Genomic DNA, 16,156 nt, shown 5'->3' on the forward strand with positions numbered 1-16,156 from the left:
ATTTCACTAGATTAATAAATTACATTCATCAAAACACTGTGCACCATAATTTTTGTAAATTCCCAGCAGAATGGGATTATTCATCTTATAATTCAATTATCTCAATAAACAAATCTTCAAAGTTAGAAAGAAAAGCCGTTTTCGATTGGTTTGGGGGGATTGAAGAATTTGTAGCTTTTCATCAAAAAAAAAATTTACTGAATTGGATTTTTCAAACCTATAAGGTTATAAACTCTATAGGTTTATCCCGCTACTCCTTAACAGGCCTTTCCTCCTCATCATCTACAGGAACCTCCACCGTCGGGTCGGTAATAATTTCTGCGTTCCCATCTTTGTCCTGCTTTGCAAACAATACCGGATATAACATCCATAATGCACCAACCATCACTAGTATCCCGGCCAGGATTTGAAAATAGCGAGCCCAGCTTACTTCATTCGCACTTAAAATTCGGTAAGCGACAAATGACAATACACCAAGAATAAGAACTAAAACGGCTTTTTGTAATTTCAGGAGCTTGATCATGGGGAGTTTCTTTTGTTTTGGATAATATGGACTAAAACAAAGATGAGTCCAATAAGTTCGAGCAGGCCACAGAAATAAAATGCGAACAACATAAAATCGTGGTTGGCCGGACTGATAACAGTAACAATAGGCAGTGCAATTACAGCTATAATCATCAACGAAAGCCCGAAATTAAATAATTTCACATTAAAAGTATTTACATCAAAACTACCAAAATTCAGCCATTTTTTTTAACTTTGCATCCTTAATTTTTTGAGGTACTTGATTGATGTATAGCGAATTTAAACAATTGGACCTTGCCAAAATAGGGCAAGAAATACTGGATTTTTGGAAAGAAGAAAACATCTTTGAAAAGAGCATTTCGTCTCGTCCGAAATCTAATCCGTTTACTTTTTACGAGGGACCGCCGTCTGCTAATGGCATGCCGGGCATTCACCACGTAATGGCTCGTGCTATCAAGGATATTTTTTGCCGCTACAAAACAATTAAAGGCTACCAGGTTAAAAGAAAAGCGGGTTGGGATACACATGGCTTACCCGTTGAGCTTGGCACCGAAAAAGAATTAGGCATTACTAAAGAAGATATCGGCAGAACGATTTCTATCGAAGATTATAATGAAGCCTGTAAAAAAACAGTGATGCGTTACACCGATGTATGGAACGACTTAACTGAAAAAATGGGCTATTGGGTAGATATGGACGATCCATACATTACCTACAAATCGAAATATATGGAATCGGTTTGGTGGCTTTTAAAGCAGATTTACGATAAAGGGTTAATTTATAAAGGCTACACCATCCAGCCGTATTCTCCAAAAGCAGGAACAGGCTTAAGTTCGCACGAAGTAAACCAACCGGGTGCTTACCGCGATGTAACTGATACCACAATTGTTGCGCAATTCAAGGCTTTGCCTGATACTTTGCCTTCATTTCTGAAAGAAGCTGGAGATATTTATTTGTTGGCCTGGACTACAACTCCGTGGACTTTACCATCGAACACGGCACTAACTGTCGGACCGAAAATTGACTATGTTTTAGTTAAAACTTTTAACCAGTATACTTTCTTGCCAACAAATGTAATTTTGGCAAAAAGCCTGGTTGGGAAACAGTTTGGTAAAGGTTTTTTTGAAAGTAGCGAGGCTGAAGATTTTACAAACTTCAAAGCAGGTGATAACCTGCCTGCCGGAAAGGCAGGAAAAATTCCTTACCAAATCCTTGCCGAATGCAAAGGAACCGAACTGGTTGGCATTAGGTACGAACAACTTTTAACTTACGCTTTACCATATAATAATCCTGAAAATGCTTTCCGCGTAATTTCTGGCGATTTTGTTACCACCGAAGACGGTACTGGTATTGTACACACCGCACCAACGTTCGGGGCTGATGATGCTAAAGTTGCCAAAGAAGCCGTTCCAGAAATTCCACCAATGTTGGTGATGGATGATAATGACATCCTTGTTCCGTTGGTAGATTTACAAGGAAAATTTACTAAACATGTTGGGCCTTTCGCTGGCAAATATGTAAAGAATGACTATTACGATGCTGGCACAGCACCTGAAAAATCCGTTGATGTAGAAATCGCAATTTTATTAAAGGAAGAAAACAAGGCCTTCAAAGTAGAAAAATATGTCCACAGTTACCCACATAGCTGGAGAACTGATGAGCCACTTTTATATTATCCTCTAGACTCTTGGTTTATCAAGGTAACTGATGTTAAAGACAGAATGTTCGACCTTAATGAAACCATTAACTGGAAACCAAAATCTACAGGTGAAGGTCGCTTTGGCAATTGGTTAAAAAATGCCAACGATTGGAATTTATCGCGTTCAAGATATTGGGGAATTCCTTTGCCTATATGGAGAACTGAAGACAAAAAAGAAGAAGTTTTAATAGGTTCTGTTGAAGAACTTTATAATGCGATCGAAAAATCTATCGAAGCAGGTTTTCAAAAAGAAAATCCGTTTAAAGGGTTCGAGGTTGGCAACATGTCTGAAGAGAACTACAACCTGATCGACTTGCATAAAAATGTAGTGGATCAAATTACTTTGGTATCTCCATCAGGCAAACCAATGACTCGTGAAAGTGATTTAATTGATGTTTGGTTCGATTCTGGTGCTATGCCTTATGCACAGTGGCACTACCCTTTCGAAAACAAAGAAAACATTGATGGAAACGAAGATTTTCCGGCAGATTTCATTGCCGAAGGTGTAGACCAAACCCGTGGGTGGTTTTATACTTTACATGCCATTTCTACATTGGTTTTTGATAAGGTAGCCTACAAAAATGTAGTTTCAAATGGCTTGGTATTGGATAAAAACGGGCAGAAAATGTCTAAACGTTTGGGCAATGCTGCTGATCCTTTCCAAACCATTAACGAATATGGTGCTGATGCTACGCGTTGGTACATGATTTCGAACGCAAATCCTTGGGATAATTTAAAATTTGATATCGAGGGAATTGCAGAAGTCCGCCGTAAATTCTTCGGAACGCTTTACAACACTTACGCTTTTTTTGCTTTATACGCTAATATCGATAAGTTCGAAATCGACAAAAATAATTTAAGCAATGTGGCAGATAGAACGGAGTTAGACCGATGGATCTTATCGTTGCTGCAAACCTTAATCAATGAAGTGGATGAGGCTTACAATGCCTACGAACCGACTAAAGCTACTCGCGCTATCCAGGCTTTCGTTGATGAACACCTAAGTAACTGGTACATCAGATTAAGTCGCCGCCGCTTTTGGAAGGGTGAAATGACTGATGATAAACGTGCTGCTTATGAAACGCTTTATGCTTGCTTAGAAACTTTAGCACAGCTGATGAGTCCGGTAGCGCCTTTCTTTGCCGATTGGCTGTACAGAAACTTAAGTATCAACGATAAAAATGCCAAACAATCTGTTCACTTAACATTATGGACACCTGCTGACGAAAGCTTAATTGATACAGATTTAAATGAGCGCATGGTTTATGCTCAGGATATTTCTTCGATGGTTTTATCGTTGCGTAAAAAGTCGAACATCAATGTTCGTCAGCCTTTAGAAAAAATCTTAATCCCTTCTTTAAGTAGTGATTTTGAGCAAAAAATTTCGAAAGTTGCCGATTATATCCTTTCAGAAACCAATGTTAAACATATCGAATTCATCACTGATACGCATGGCATCGTAAAGAAAAAAGTTAAACCGAATTTTAAGGTTTTAGGTGCAAAAGTGGGTAAAAGCATGAAAGCCGTTGCAGATGCAATCAACAATTTCAGCCAGGAGGATATTTTCACTTTAGAAAAAGAAGGACAAATAAATATCTCAACTGACCCCAAACTCGGCGACAGTATTTCATACGATGTACAACTCTTGGATGTTGAAATCATTGCAGAAGATATTCCAGGATGGCAGGTGACTAATTTAGGCAGCTTAACGGTTGCTTTGGATGTAACCATTTCTGAAGAATTAAAACAAGAAGGAATTTCTCGCGAGCTGGTGAACAGAATTCAAAATTTACGTAAAGAATTAAATTTTGAAGTGACTGATAGGATTAAAGTGGCTTTACAAAATGATAATCTGGTTACAGCAGCAGTTGCAAAAAACAAGGCCTACATTTGCGCAGAAATTTTAGCCGACGAATTAGAATTAACAGATGAAGCGTTTAGCTCAAACAAAATCACTATAGACGATGTTGAATTAAGCATTTCAGTAACTAAAATATAAATCCATATCTTAGAAAACTAAATTAAAAAAATGGAAAACAGTAACAAAACACGCTACTCAGACAGTGAACTTCAAGAATTTAAAGAATTGATTCAAGATAAATTACGCATGGCGAAAGAAGAACTTAATGCATTAACATCATCATTAAGTAACCCTAACGCTAATGGAACGGAAGATACTTCAGGTGCTTACAAAACTTTAGAGGATGGTTCGGCAACCATGGAAAAAGAGCAAATCAATCAATTAGCTGCCCGCCAGAAAAAATTTATCGACAATTTGGAGAATGCATTGGTTCGTATTGAAAACAAAACTTATGGCATTTGCCGCGAAACCGGTAAATTAATTCAAAAAGAACGTTTACGAGCGGTTCCACACGCTACTTTAAGCATGGAAGCTAAATTAAAGCAGAGTTAATGAAAGGCTACACAAAACCTTTATTAGTTATCTTTTTAGTTTTACTTGCTGACCAAGCGCTTAAAATTTGGGTAAAAACCAATATGGAGATTGGCCAGGAGATTATATTTTTTGGAAAATCTGGCTTGCATTTTACTGAAAATCCCGGAATGGCATTCGGAATGGAGTTTGGTGGCGAATTCGGTAAATTAGCTTTATCAATCTTTAGGATTATTGCCGTTGGCGGAATTGGTTACGGCTTACATTATCTAATCAAGAAAAAGTATCATAGGGGATTGATATTAAACGTTTCCTTGATTTTCGTTGGCGCATTGGGCAACATTATCGATTGTGTATTTTATGGCGCAATATTCGATAAAGGAATGGTTTACAATGCCTCATTTAATGATTACGCTAGATACGAAGGTCTCGCTAAATTTTCATCCGATGGGTATTCGTCATTTCTTCACGGAAATGTTGTAGATATGTTTTACTTTCCTCTACTAACAGGTCATTTTCCAAGCTGGATTCCAATTTGGGGCGGTGATGAATTTGTATTTTTCAGACCCGTTTTTAACCTCGCTGATGCTGCGATTTCAGTCGGGGTAATACTTATCCTTATCTTCCAGAAAAACTACTTTAAAGAAGATGTTAAAGATGATGTGGGGATTAATAGTGAGATTGTAGAAGATTAGCATTTCAAAGTTGTCAACTTTCCAGCAACAGCGCTATTAAAGTTGACAAGTTAAATATTTACAAGCCCATTTCTTAATTGGAGGGCACTGAAAAAGTAGACATAAATTGGTCTTCAAACTCAACAGCGGATGAATAGCTTTTAAAAGTTGTTCATCCGCTTTCTTTTTTGAGACATTTCAGTTTCTTATTTGATAACGTACATTCCATTCGATATGGAGAGCTGGAGCAAACTGTTAGTTTGATCTATAGAATTATATAGATTATTATCCTTTTTTTCAAAATTTGAGAATTCTCTTAAGATTAACCACAAATATCGCAAGTGCACCTTGCATTCTCATGTTTTCCAGGCCATAGGAATTTGCTCTGTCATATCCATGAACATTTTTCAATTCACTATTTTTTGCTTCAATTTTATATCTATGTCTTGATTTTTCCCTGAAGTACTCGCTTTGCTGGAATATTTCCTGTTCTTTATGCTCATCTGGCTTTATTGTAACCGAGTACGTTCTGCTTTTAGCTTCTGCCTTGTAGCAGCCATCTCTTAGCGGGCATGTTTTACATTTTTCGACGTCGAAATAATAGGTCATTACCTGGTTTCTCCTGTCTACCTTTCTGCCCTGTACCCGTTTGTACATAGCCAGGTGCCCTGCAGGACATACGAACATATCGGCATCTTTGTTATAATCAAACTTTTCTTCCTCTTTTCTTGCGCCATGGGTAATGGCAGGGTTCATCCTGGCAACTATCCTTAACTTATTTCCCTTCACATCACAGAGCTTGAGATTGTTCTTCCCGGCATAAGCTGCATCACCTATGATGGTATCCACCTCCATTCCGTTTGCCTGGGCCTGGTTCAACAGTTTTGGTAGTTCAGGCCCGTCTCCTTTCTCTGCTGATGTGACAACAGCAGCCGTTATAATACGCTCCTCTGTCATTGCCAAATGAGTTTTGTAGCCAAAAAAGCTGCTGTCGGCTGTTTTGTGGCCAGTCCTAGCATCCATATCTTTGGATATTGTATAATTCTCCCGGGTGTCTTCAACTGTTTCCTTTAACAGGTTCAGTTTCTCCTTTACTGCAGGGATCTCACTTAGTGTTTCATCAGACTCGATAAGTTTTTGCAGTTCGCTAGAGTATTCTATTTCCCTTAGGATATCGTTTGATTCATTCTTCTGGGGCATCCGGGTTTTGAAATCATCATCCATTGAATATACTGCTCTTCGAAGCAACTTCGAACGTTGTCTTAATACCTCAATAGGTGAATATGGGTTGGATCTGGAAAGTGAATGCGTAGCATCGACAATGATGGATTTGGATTTTATAATACCCTTCTCTAGGGCTAAAGAAACGGTTTTTCCAATCAACAGGTTTAAGAGATCCATATCCTTAAGACGAAGCTTTCGGAACTTGGTCAGCGAGCTTGGATTGATCACGTCTTCTTCAGGGGACATCTCCAGAAAATATTTAAAGGACATATCATAGCGGGAACGATCCACGACATCAACATCAGAAATGGTATAGATCGTCTTCAATAACAAATATTTGAACATGCGCACCGGACTCTCAGCATTACGGCCATTGTCCGGGCAGTATTTGCCTATTAGCTCATCATAGATAAAGCTAAAATCTATTAGCTCATTAATCTTGCGAAGTAAATTCTCCTTAGGAATAATCAGGTCATAAAGCCTGGAAAACTCGCTAAACTGGATTTTTTGTTGTTGAAGAAGCATCTTAAAGGCAGTAATTATATAACTTTAAAATACAAAAAAAGGAGCAGAAAAACTAATTTTCTACTCCTTTTATCCTTTTTAAAAAGGGACTTTTTCAGTGCCCTCCTTAATTGAGATGGGCTTTTTTTCAATAGTTCGTTATGAGCAGCAAAGCGCTGATTAAAAATGATAAACTTTCTTGATATATCTTACCTAAAACTTGGAAACGAAAAGCAGCAAAAAGCTTATCAGGTTATAACTGATCATGCTGTTTTAGAAAAGCTTGCTCAATACAGTCCGATTTTGGTTGGCACGATTCCTATCAACATCGACATAGAGAAAAGCGATTTAGATATCATTTGCCATGCTCAGGATAGAGAGGAATTCAGGAAAAAATTAGAGCATTATTTTCGTAGTATGAAAGGTTTCATCATCTCCGAAAACCAGAAGCTACATTCACTGAAAGCAAACTTCTTTATTAATGATTTTGAATTTGAAATTTTTGGTCAAAATATTCCTACCGAACTACAAAATGCTTATTGCCATATGCTCGTTGAGCATAAAATACTTCAAGAAGCAGGGGAAGATTTCAGAACCCGAATTATTGAATTAAAAAGACAAGGTTATAAAACAGAACCTGCATTTGCTAAATTGTTAGCGCTAAAAGGAGATGCTTATGAGTCGCTTCTGAAGTTGAAGATATAAAGTTTGTTATTGCTCGGTACCGTTTAGGAGTAATATTGTAGTATGCAGCAACCATGAATGGTTTGTCATACTGAGGAACGAAGTATCTGCAAGCTATGAAACAGATTCTTCGTTCCTACCATTGACGTTTTTGTTTTCCGTCGTTGCGAAATCGATTCTTCATCGATTGAAGCAATCTCATTTGATAGCACACTATCAAGAATGAGATTGCTTCGTACCTCGCAATGACGACCGTTCTTAACGTCATTTATATTGGTTTTTATGAAATAAATTAACACTCAGAATGACAGATTTTTAACACTTCAATCCCTAAACAATAAACAAATTAAATAACCAACAAAGTAAGCGAGCAAATCATACACGTTAAAATAAGTTCCTAGCGCAACACTCCAAAACTTGTTATCCTGTAAGCCCAACCAATTTACATAATGCAAGAGTTGCAGGAATTCGATAACGAAAGAGAAAATTAACACACCAAAAGCGAGCTTCTTATAGTTTGTTTTGAGAAATATCCTCAAGAAAGCATAGATCAAAACTACCACCAATACATCGCCACCGAAAGGCCGTATGTAAGCATCGTGCAAGTATTTTGCAATTAAAATTTCGACGATAAATATTCCGATGAAAATAAGGAGGAATTTCAGATTGAACGTTAATTTCATCCTCAAATATATAGTAGAAATATTTCATTTCATGCAAAGCTCAAAAATCTTTGAAAGATGGACGCGAAATTAGAGATCTCTCCGCTCCGTTGCACTCCGGTCGAGAAGACGATCAAAAAGCACTACGATGAAAAGTGATTTAAATGACGGATTTGTTGGAAATCAAAAAGAGGCTGTCTCAAAAAGGCAGTCTTTTTTTTAGTAAAAAAAATAATTTTTCACCTTTTAAATTTGGTTTATTACGTTGAATTTCAGATATTTAAGTATAAATAATTGAGGTTTATGCCAGTCCAAATACCAGTTTTCAAGCCCTACTATCAGGACCAGATTATGGCTATTCCGCCTACTCTGGATGAACTTGTGGCAAAAGGCCATCCTGTTCGCATCGTGAACGATGTTATTAACCGAATCAATATCCAGGGGCTGTTGGATGCTTATAAGATTAAGGGTACTTCAAGTTACCATCCCCAAATGCTGTTAAAGGTTTTGGTATATGGGTATGTGAGCAATATCTACAGTAGCAGAAAGCTGGAGGTAGCCTGCAGAGAGAACATCAATTTTATGTGGCTCAGTGGGATGAGTTATCCCGACCACAATACCATCAACCGTTTTCGTGGCGTGCGGCTTAAGGATGCACTTCGCAGTGTATTTGAGGAGGTGGTAAAACTTTTGGCTGCAGAAGGCCTTTTAAGCATTGAAGATGTTTATACTGATGGTACCAAGATAGAGGCCAATGCCAACAAGTATACCTTTGTGTGGAAAAAAGCCATCCAGACCAATAAGGAGAAGATGAAGAAAGCCTTGAGTGAAATCTGGCAATATGCCCAAAGTGTTGCCAAAGTAGAAGATGGACTGCCCGAACCACCGGATTTTACCGATATAGATACAGAAAAGGTACAGCAGACCGTGGATACGCTCAATGCAGTATTGGCAGAAAAAACAGATCTGGACAAAAAAGTCAAAGTGAAGCTGAGGTATATAACCAGGGAATATCCGGAAAAGATAGCAGAATATGAGCATAAAGAAGAAATCCTGGGGGAACGCAACAGCTTTAGTAAAACCGATACCGATGCGACTTTCATGCGGATGAAGGAAGACCACATGCAAAATGGCCAGCTCAAGCCAGGTTATAATGTACAGATATCAACCTCAAACCAGTTCATCGTAAATTATACCATTCACCCGAACCCCACTGATACCACTACTTTAAAAGAACATATCGAGCAACATCAGGCAAGCTTTGGTAAAACCCTGAAGACCATTACCGCAGATGCAGGTTATGGAAGCGAGGAAAATTATGAGATCATGGAAGCTGGCCAGATTGAAGCTTACGTAAAATATGGCATGTTCGACAAGGAGCAGAGTGAAACCCACAACAAGAAGAAACCATTTGCCCAGGACAGGCTATTCTATAATCGGGAGCAGGACTGCTATATATGTCCAATGGGTCAAAAAATGAATTATATCGGCGATAGCAAACGAAAAACCAGTACCGGATTTGAGCAGACCAGCAAAAGGTACCAGGCAAAGAATTGTGCCACATGCCCACTCAATGGGACTTGCCACAAATCTCAGGGAAACAGGATCATAGAGGTCAACACTAATCTGGTGCGACATAAAGCAAAAGCATATCAGCTACTCAACAGTGAAAAGAGGGTTGAAAAACGAAAGCAAAGGTGTCATGATGTTGAACCAGTATTCGGGAATATTAAACAGAACCACGGGTTCCGCCGCTTCATGCTCCGAGGGAAAGAAAAAGTGGCAATAGAATGGGGATTACTGGCAATTGCACAAAATGTTAGAAAAAAAGCAGCCTAAAAAGGTTTGCTTTTGCTCTTTTTAATAAAATACTGGATAAATAAACATTTCTAGCCAGCAATAAACGAAGAACACATAGGATTTATTTAAATACAAAAAAAAGCTGCCTCATGTATTTTGAGACAGCCTCTTTATATTTAAGGATAATATTATCGATTAAACGCCTAACAACAATCTCGCTGGATCTTCTAATAATTGTTTAACACGAACTAAGAACCCAACAGACTCACGTCCGTCGATAATTCTGTGATCGTATGATAAAGCAACGTACATCATCGGACGAATAACCACTTCACCTTTTTCGGCAATAGGGCGCTCAATAATGTTGTGCATACCTAAAATTGCAGATTGTGGTGCGTTGATGATTGGTGTAGACATCATTGAACCAAATACGCCACCATTAGTGATGGTGAAAGTTCCACCTGTCATTTCTTCGATCGTTAATTTACCATCGCGGGCCTTTAGTGCTAAAGCTAAAACAGATTTTTCAATTTCTGCTAAGCTCATACTTTCAGCATTACGAATTACAGGAACAACTAAACCTTTCGGCGCTGAAACCGCTATAGAAACATCAGCGAAGTTATTGTAAACAATTTCTTCACCATCAATGCGAGCATTAACTGCTGGGAAATCTTTCAGTGCTTCTGTAACCGCTTTGGTAAAAAAGCTCATGAAACCTAAACCTACACCATATTTTTCTTTAAAGGAATCTTTATATTTTCCGCGTAGATCCATAATCGGCTTCATGTTAACCTCGTTAAAAGTGGTTAACATTGCAGTTTCATTTTTAACCGAAACCAAACGCTTAGCTACTGTTTTACGCAGTGGCGACATTTTCTCACGACGCTCATCACGAGCACCTGCCGGAGCTGCAGCCGCAACAGGGGCACTAGCCTTAGGAGCCTCTGGTTTTTTACCAGCTTCTGCTTTTACAGCATCATCTTTGGTAATGCGACCATCAACACCTGTACCTTTAACAGCACCAGCGTCAATACCTTTTTCAGCAAGAATTTTTCCAGCTGCAGGAGATGGAGTTCCCGTAGCATAGCTCTCTCCAGATGCTTTCTCAGCAACAGGAGCTGTTGTTTTATCCTCAGCTACAACGGCTTTTTCTTCTGCTTTTGGAGCCTCTGCTTTCGCAGGAGCTGCGCCACCATCTTCAATTTTACAAACTACTGCGCCAATAGCCAAAGTATCGCCTTCAGCAGCTATGGTTTTTAAAGTTCCGGCTTGTTCTGCGGTTAATTCGAAAGTAGCCTTGTCTGATTCTAATTCAGCAATAACTTCATCCATTTCAACAACATCGCCATCGTTTTTTATCCAACGTGATAAAACAACTTCGGTTATCGACTCACCAACTGGTGGAACTTTTATCTCTAAACTCATATTTTTAAAATTGTAATTTTTTGTTGTTATATGTTTAAGATTGCAAAGTTGAAATGCTTTGGATACTAAACCCTCTACGTTAAATCCTGCAATCCTTTACATCAAATTAATCTGCTTCTGCCATCTTTTTGCTCGCTTTTTTTGCCGCTTCTTTAACTTCTTCTTTCTTAATCGGAAGTTCTAAAGCTTTAGCTAAAATATAAGCTTGCTGGTTGGCATGTTGTTTAGCAAAACCTGTTGCAGTACTACTACTTTCTTTTCTAGAAATTACATCAATACCTTTCAATTCAGTTTTATATAATCTGCGGAATAAATATGGCCATGCACCCATGTTCTCTGGTTCTTCCTGAACCCAGAAAATTTCATTGGCATTTTTATATTTTTTCTTAATGGCTTCCATTTGGTCAATAGGTGTAGGATATAATTGTTCTACACGAACCAATGCCACATGTTTAACTTGATCAGCCTGTTGTTTTTCCAATAATTCGTAATAGATTTTTCCACTACAGAAAACGATTCTGGTTACCTCCGCAACTTTAACATTTACATCATCTATTACTTCTTTAAAACCGCCCTCTGTAAATTCTTCAAGTTTCGATACACAAGCAGGGTGACGTAATAAACTCTTAGGTGTAAATACAACCAGCGGTTTACGGAAATCGCGTTTAAACTGGCGGCGTAAAACGTGAAAGAAGTTTGCAGGTGTTGTACAATTTGCCACTTGCATATTATAATCTGCACAAAGCTCCATAAAACGCTCAATACGTGCTGAAGAGTGTTCTGGTCCCTGACCTTCATACCCGTGAGGCAATAACATTACCAAACCGTTTTCGCGTTGCCATTTTGTTTCCGCACTGGCGATGTATTGATCGACAACAATTTGTGCTCCGTTAAAGAAATCTCCAAATTGCGCTTCCCAAATGGTTAATGCATTCGGATTAGCCATTGCATAACCATATTCAAATCCTAATACCCCATATTCTGATAAGTGAGAATTGTAAATATCAAATGTTGCCTGCTGATCTGAAATATTAGCTAATGGTACATATTCTTCCTCGCTATCTTCCAATGTTAAAACCGCATGACGGTGTGAGAAAGTACCACGCTCAACATCCTGACCACTTAGACGAACCCGTTTACCTTCTGATAACAAAGTACCATAAGCCAACTGCTCGCCCATTGCCCAATCGAAAATATTAGTTTCGTTAACCATCTTGGTCCGTTCCAAAAATAATTTTTCAATTTTTTTGAAGAACTTTTTATTTGATGGTAAAGTGGTAATGCGCTTTCCAATCTCTAACAACGTAGATTTTTTAACTGCCGTAACCGGCGATGTTAAGAAATCTTTAGGAGTAGCCATACGTAAATCGGCCCAGGCACCACCAAATTTGATCTCAGCGTTTCCGGCAACATATTCTTTCGCTTCGATTAAGCGTTCCTGCAAAATACTTCGGAAATCTTTTTCCAATTCTTTCGCTAAACCCGCTTCTAACTTGCCTTCTTTAGTAAGTTGCTCGATATAAATTTCCCTTGGATTAGGGTGTTTCTCAATTGTTTTGTACAGTAACGGCTGGGTGAATTTCGGCTCATCAGCTTCATTGTGACCGAAACGACGATAACATAAAATATCGATAAAAACATCGTTTTTATATTTCTGACGATATTCCATTGCCAGGTTAATGGCATAAACCAAAGCTTCAGGATCATCACCATTTACGTGGAAAACGGGCGATAAAGTGACTTTTGCAATGTCGGTACAATAAGTACTTGTTCGGGCATCTTTATAATTGGTAGTAAAACCGATTTGGTTATTAATCACCAGATGAATGGTTCCACCGGTTTTATAACCCTCAAGGCCTGCCATTTGAATTACTTCATAAACAATGCCTTGGCCGGCAACTGAAGCATCTCCGTGAATCAAGATCGGAGCTAAACGAGAATTATCGCCACCATATTTGAAATCAATTTTCGAACGGCTCATGCCTTCAACCACACCATCTACAGTTTCTAAGTGAGATGGATTCGGGCAAAGACTTAAGTGAACACTTTTGCCTGCAACCGTAGTTACATCAGTAGAATAGCCTAAGTGATATTTTACATCACCACCAAAAGGAGTTTCTGGATTGTAGCTTTTACCTTCAAATTCAGCAAAAATATCTTTATAAGTTTTTTGCATGATATTCGCCAACACATTCAAACGACCGCGGTGCGCCATCCCGATTACAAACTCCTCAATTCCTAACTCAGCACCTTTTTCGATTACCGAATCTAATGCTGGAATCAAAGCCTCTGCACCTTCTAAAGAGAAACGTTTCTGACCTAAAAATTTTGTACCTAAGAAATTCTCGAAACTTACTGCTTCGTTTAATTTTCTAAGAATGCGTTTTTTTTCGTCGATTGAAAAATTAGGCGTATTACGTGCACTTTCCATTTTCTGTTGAATCCAGTTCAACACTTCAGGCGTACGTAAAAATTTATATTCTGCTCCGATTGAGCTTGTATAAGTCTGTTTTAAGAAAGCAACAATATCTTTCAGTTTGGCAGCACCAATACCAATTTCAACACCTGAGTTAAAAACCGTTTCTAAATCTGCATCAGATAAACCGAAATTTGCAAGGTCTAATGTAGGTTGGTGTTTGCGTCTTTCGCGAACAGGATTGGTATGTGTAAACAAATGACCGCGGGTTCTGTAACCATCAATCAAATTTAAGACACTCACCTCTTTTAAAAATTGTTCCGGAGTTTCGGCTTTAACCGTTGGGGCTTCAGAACCTCTTCCGAAATCAAAACCCTCAAAAAACTTTTGCCAACCAAACTCAACTGATTCAGGATCTTGCTGATACGACTGATATAAAGAATCTATATATTCGGCGTTTTCGCCACTAAGATATGATAAACTACCCATTATTTACTGTTTACTATAAGCATTACAAAATTAGAATTTTACCTTATATAAATGGTAAAAAACTGGATTAATTGCACAAAAAAATATATTTAGAAACATTCTGACTTTCAGGCGAATTTATATCGCAAGGAATTAAAATAATTACTTCTCATGGTTAAGCAAAAGGCAAGCCAATAATTAATTAGTGAATGAGAGAATTAGCGAAATGAAAGAATGATAAAATAATTCAATTGGAAAACAATGCTTCAAACTGCATAATTAGCTACGAGGCCCAGGTTAAAGCGTAATTCCCTTTCGGATCAAGATTTTTGATGTTTTTATCGAGATCAAAAACGCTTTTCGATTTTTGATCGTTTCCAACGCCGGCAACATTTGCCCAATTACCCCAATTACTCGCCGGGTTGTAATCAATTAGTTTTTCCTCAAAATATGCAGCGCCAAAAACCCAGCTCACTTCCAAGTTATTTATTAGATAAAGTGCGGCTGTTTGTCGTGCAATATTTGAAATAAATCCAGTCTGGTTAAGCTCTGTCATCACTGCATCAACGACGGCAAAGCCAGTTTGTCCGTTTTTCCATTTCGTAAAATTCTCTTGTTCATATTCAACATCAACTAAACCCTGGCTACCAAAACCATTGGGGTTAAAGAAGGTATTGCCGTATTTTTTGAACATAAAACGGAAATAATCTCGCCAAAGCAATCCTAACAAAACATGATTAAACATAGCTTTTGTATTGGGCATTCCTTCCATTTTTTTGATTTCCCAATATACCTTTCTAGGCGATAAACAGCCCATGGCCAGCCATGCGGAAAGCTTCGAAGCAAGAATTAAGTTTTTAGAAGTAGCAGCTTGTTGCATGGCCACAGTCACTTTTTGAAGATGCGCCAGCCCTTCAGCTTCGCCACCGGTAAATTCAAAATCAGCACGTTGATCTTTCTCCTGCGGAAGCAGATTCAGTTCTTCTAATGATGAAAGTGTTCCCCAATCGATAACTTCGGCAACATTGATACGATCTGGCGCTGGTATACACGGCTTGATAATCGAGTCACGTTCAATTTTCTTTTTGAATTGATTGAAAGCATCAGGAATATCTTTAATTGGAAAAGGAAGATCTTCTTTATTATACAGGGTATGCCCGATGAAATGTTTCAGGTTGACACGTAATTTCCACAGGGCATTTTCTACTAAAGTAGAAACATGGGTTTCTTCTCTCGCTACTTCGCGATGATGATAAACTTCGGTGATTTCATATTCCTGAACCAATTGAGGAATGATGTCCTCTGGGTTTCCTTCAGCAATTAAAAGGTTGCCACCAATTTGTTTTAGTGAATAGCGAAGTCCTAAAACACTTTCTAAAATGAATTGAGCCCGGATGTTACCAGTTTTAAGTGTGTCATATTTTGTTTGACCAAATTGACGGGGATCCAAAATATAAACTGGCAAAATAGAATCAGACTTAGCAATAGCCTCCACTAGCATTTCATTATCATGCAAACGGAGATCATTTCTAAACCAGACTAAAATTTTTTTTGACATCTTAATATTTCGAAAAGGGTGATAAGAACGTAATCACAAATTTATCTTATTTTTTGTCGGCATCAAAAACCACGAATTTTCTTTACAAATACTCAACAAAAATTACCGTTATGGAAAAATAGAAA

The 16,156-nt window shown here is 38.2% G+C and carries 11 protein-coding genes; 5 read left to right on the forward strand and 6 right to left on the reverse strand.

Annotated elements, in window-relative coordinates; all coding sequences use genetic code 11:
• Positions 1-250: 250 nt before the first annotated feature.
• The gene (locus tag AC3ITD_RS15460) at positions 251-523 is read right to left on the reverse strand and encodes an isoleucyl-tRNA synthetase (protein WP_489361059.1); all 273 of its coding nucleotides are present in this window, start codon (positions 521-523) and stop codon (positions 251-253) included.
• A 268-nt stretch (positions 524-791) separates the two neighbouring features.
• On the opposite strand from AC3ITD_RS15460, the gene ileS reads away from it, so the two are divergent.
• Genes ileS through AC3ITD_RS15475 form a run of 3 tightly spaced genes read left to right on the forward strand, consistent with a single transcriptional unit; the run spans position 792 to position 5,311 of the window.
• Positions 792-4,223, forward strand: a complete 3,432-nt coding sequence (gene ileS / locus AC3ITD_RS15465) for an isoleucine--tRNA ligase (protein ID WP_489361061.1) — start codon at positions 792-794, stop codon at positions 4,221-4,223.
• A gap of 30 nt (positions 4,224-4,253) precedes the next feature.
• The gene (locus tag AC3ITD_RS15470) at positions 4,254-4,637 is read left to right on the forward strand and encodes a TraR/DksA family transcriptional regulator (protein ID WP_010600357.1); all 384 of its coding nucleotides are present in this window, start codon (positions 4,254-4,256) and stop codon (positions 4,635-4,637) included.
• Positions 4,637-5,311: a lipoprotein signal peptidase gene (locus AC3ITD_RS15475; RefSeq protein WP_265801774.1), complete on the forward strand. Its 675-nt coding sequence runs from the start codon at positions 4,637-4,639 to the stop codon at positions 5,309-5,311. Before AC3ITD_RS15470 ends, AC3ITD_RS15475 begins: the two co-directional genes overlap by 1 nt.
• A gap of 276 nt (positions 5,312-5,587) precedes the next feature.
• Here the strand turns inward: AC3ITD_RS15475 and AC3ITD_RS15480 are convergent, their stop codons facing one another.
• A complete protein-coding gene (locus AC3ITD_RS15480) occupies positions 5,588-7,039 on the reverse strand; it encodes an IS1182 family transposase (RefSeq protein WP_489360578.1) in 1,452 nt (483 codons plus the stop codon).
• Between the two features lie 165 nt (positions 7,040-7,204).
• On the opposite strand from AC3ITD_RS15480, the gene AC3ITD_RS15485 reads away from it, so the two are divergent.
• On the forward strand, positions 7,205-7,723 hold the full coding sequence (locus AC3ITD_RS15485) for a DUF4269 domain-containing protein (RefSeq protein ID WP_489361064.1): 519 nt from the start codon (positions 7,205-7,207) through the stop codon (positions 7,721-7,723).
• A 302-nt stretch (positions 7,724-8,025) separates the two neighbouring features.
• On the opposite strand, the gene AC3ITD_RS15490 is transcribed toward AC3ITD_RS15485, so the two are convergent.
• A complete protein-coding gene (locus AC3ITD_RS15490; RefSeq protein ID WP_489361067.1) occupies positions 8,026-8,385 on the reverse strand; it encodes a ribosomal maturation YjgA family protein in 360 nt (119 codons plus the stop codon).
• A gap of 282 nt (positions 8,386-8,667) precedes the next feature.
• Here AC3ITD_RS15490 and AC3ITD_RS15495 point away from each other — a divergent pair, with 282 nt between their 5' ends.
• The gene (locus AC3ITD_RS15495; protein ID WP_489361069.1) at positions 8,668-10,203 is read left to right on the forward strand and encodes an IS1182 family transposase; all 1,536 of its coding nucleotides are present in this window, start codon (positions 8,668-8,670) and stop codon (positions 10,201-10,203) included.
• A 156-nt stretch (positions 10,204-10,359) separates the two neighbouring features.
• Here the strand turns inward: AC3ITD_RS15495 and odhB are convergent, their stop codons facing one another.
• The 3 genes from odhB to AC3ITD_RS15510 form a co-directional block, all read right to left on the reverse strand.
• Positions 10,360-11,589 (reverse strand): 2-oxoglutarate dehydrogenase complex dihydrolipoyllysine-residue succinyltransferase, encoded by a 1,230-nt coding sequence (gene odhB / locus AC3ITD_RS15500; protein ID WP_489361071.1) that lies wholly within the window; start codon positions 11,587-11,589, stop codon positions 10,360-10,362.
• Between the two features lie 106 nt (positions 11,590-11,695).
• Positions 11,696-14,494, reverse strand: a complete 2,799-nt coding sequence (locus tag AC3ITD_RS15505; protein ID WP_489361073.1) for a 2-oxoglutarate dehydrogenase E1 component — start codon at positions 14,492-14,494, stop codon at positions 11,696-11,698.
• Positions 14,495-14,756: 262 nt separating this feature from the next.
• Positions 14,757-16,031: a DASH family cryptochrome gene (locus AC3ITD_RS15510; RefSeq protein ID WP_265798396.1), complete on the reverse strand. Its 1,275-nt coding sequence runs from the start codon at positions 16,029-16,031 to the stop codon at positions 14,757-14,759.
• Positions 16,032-16,156 lie beyond the last annotated feature (125 nt).

Source organism: Pedobacter sp. KH_004 (assembly GCF_057840755.1).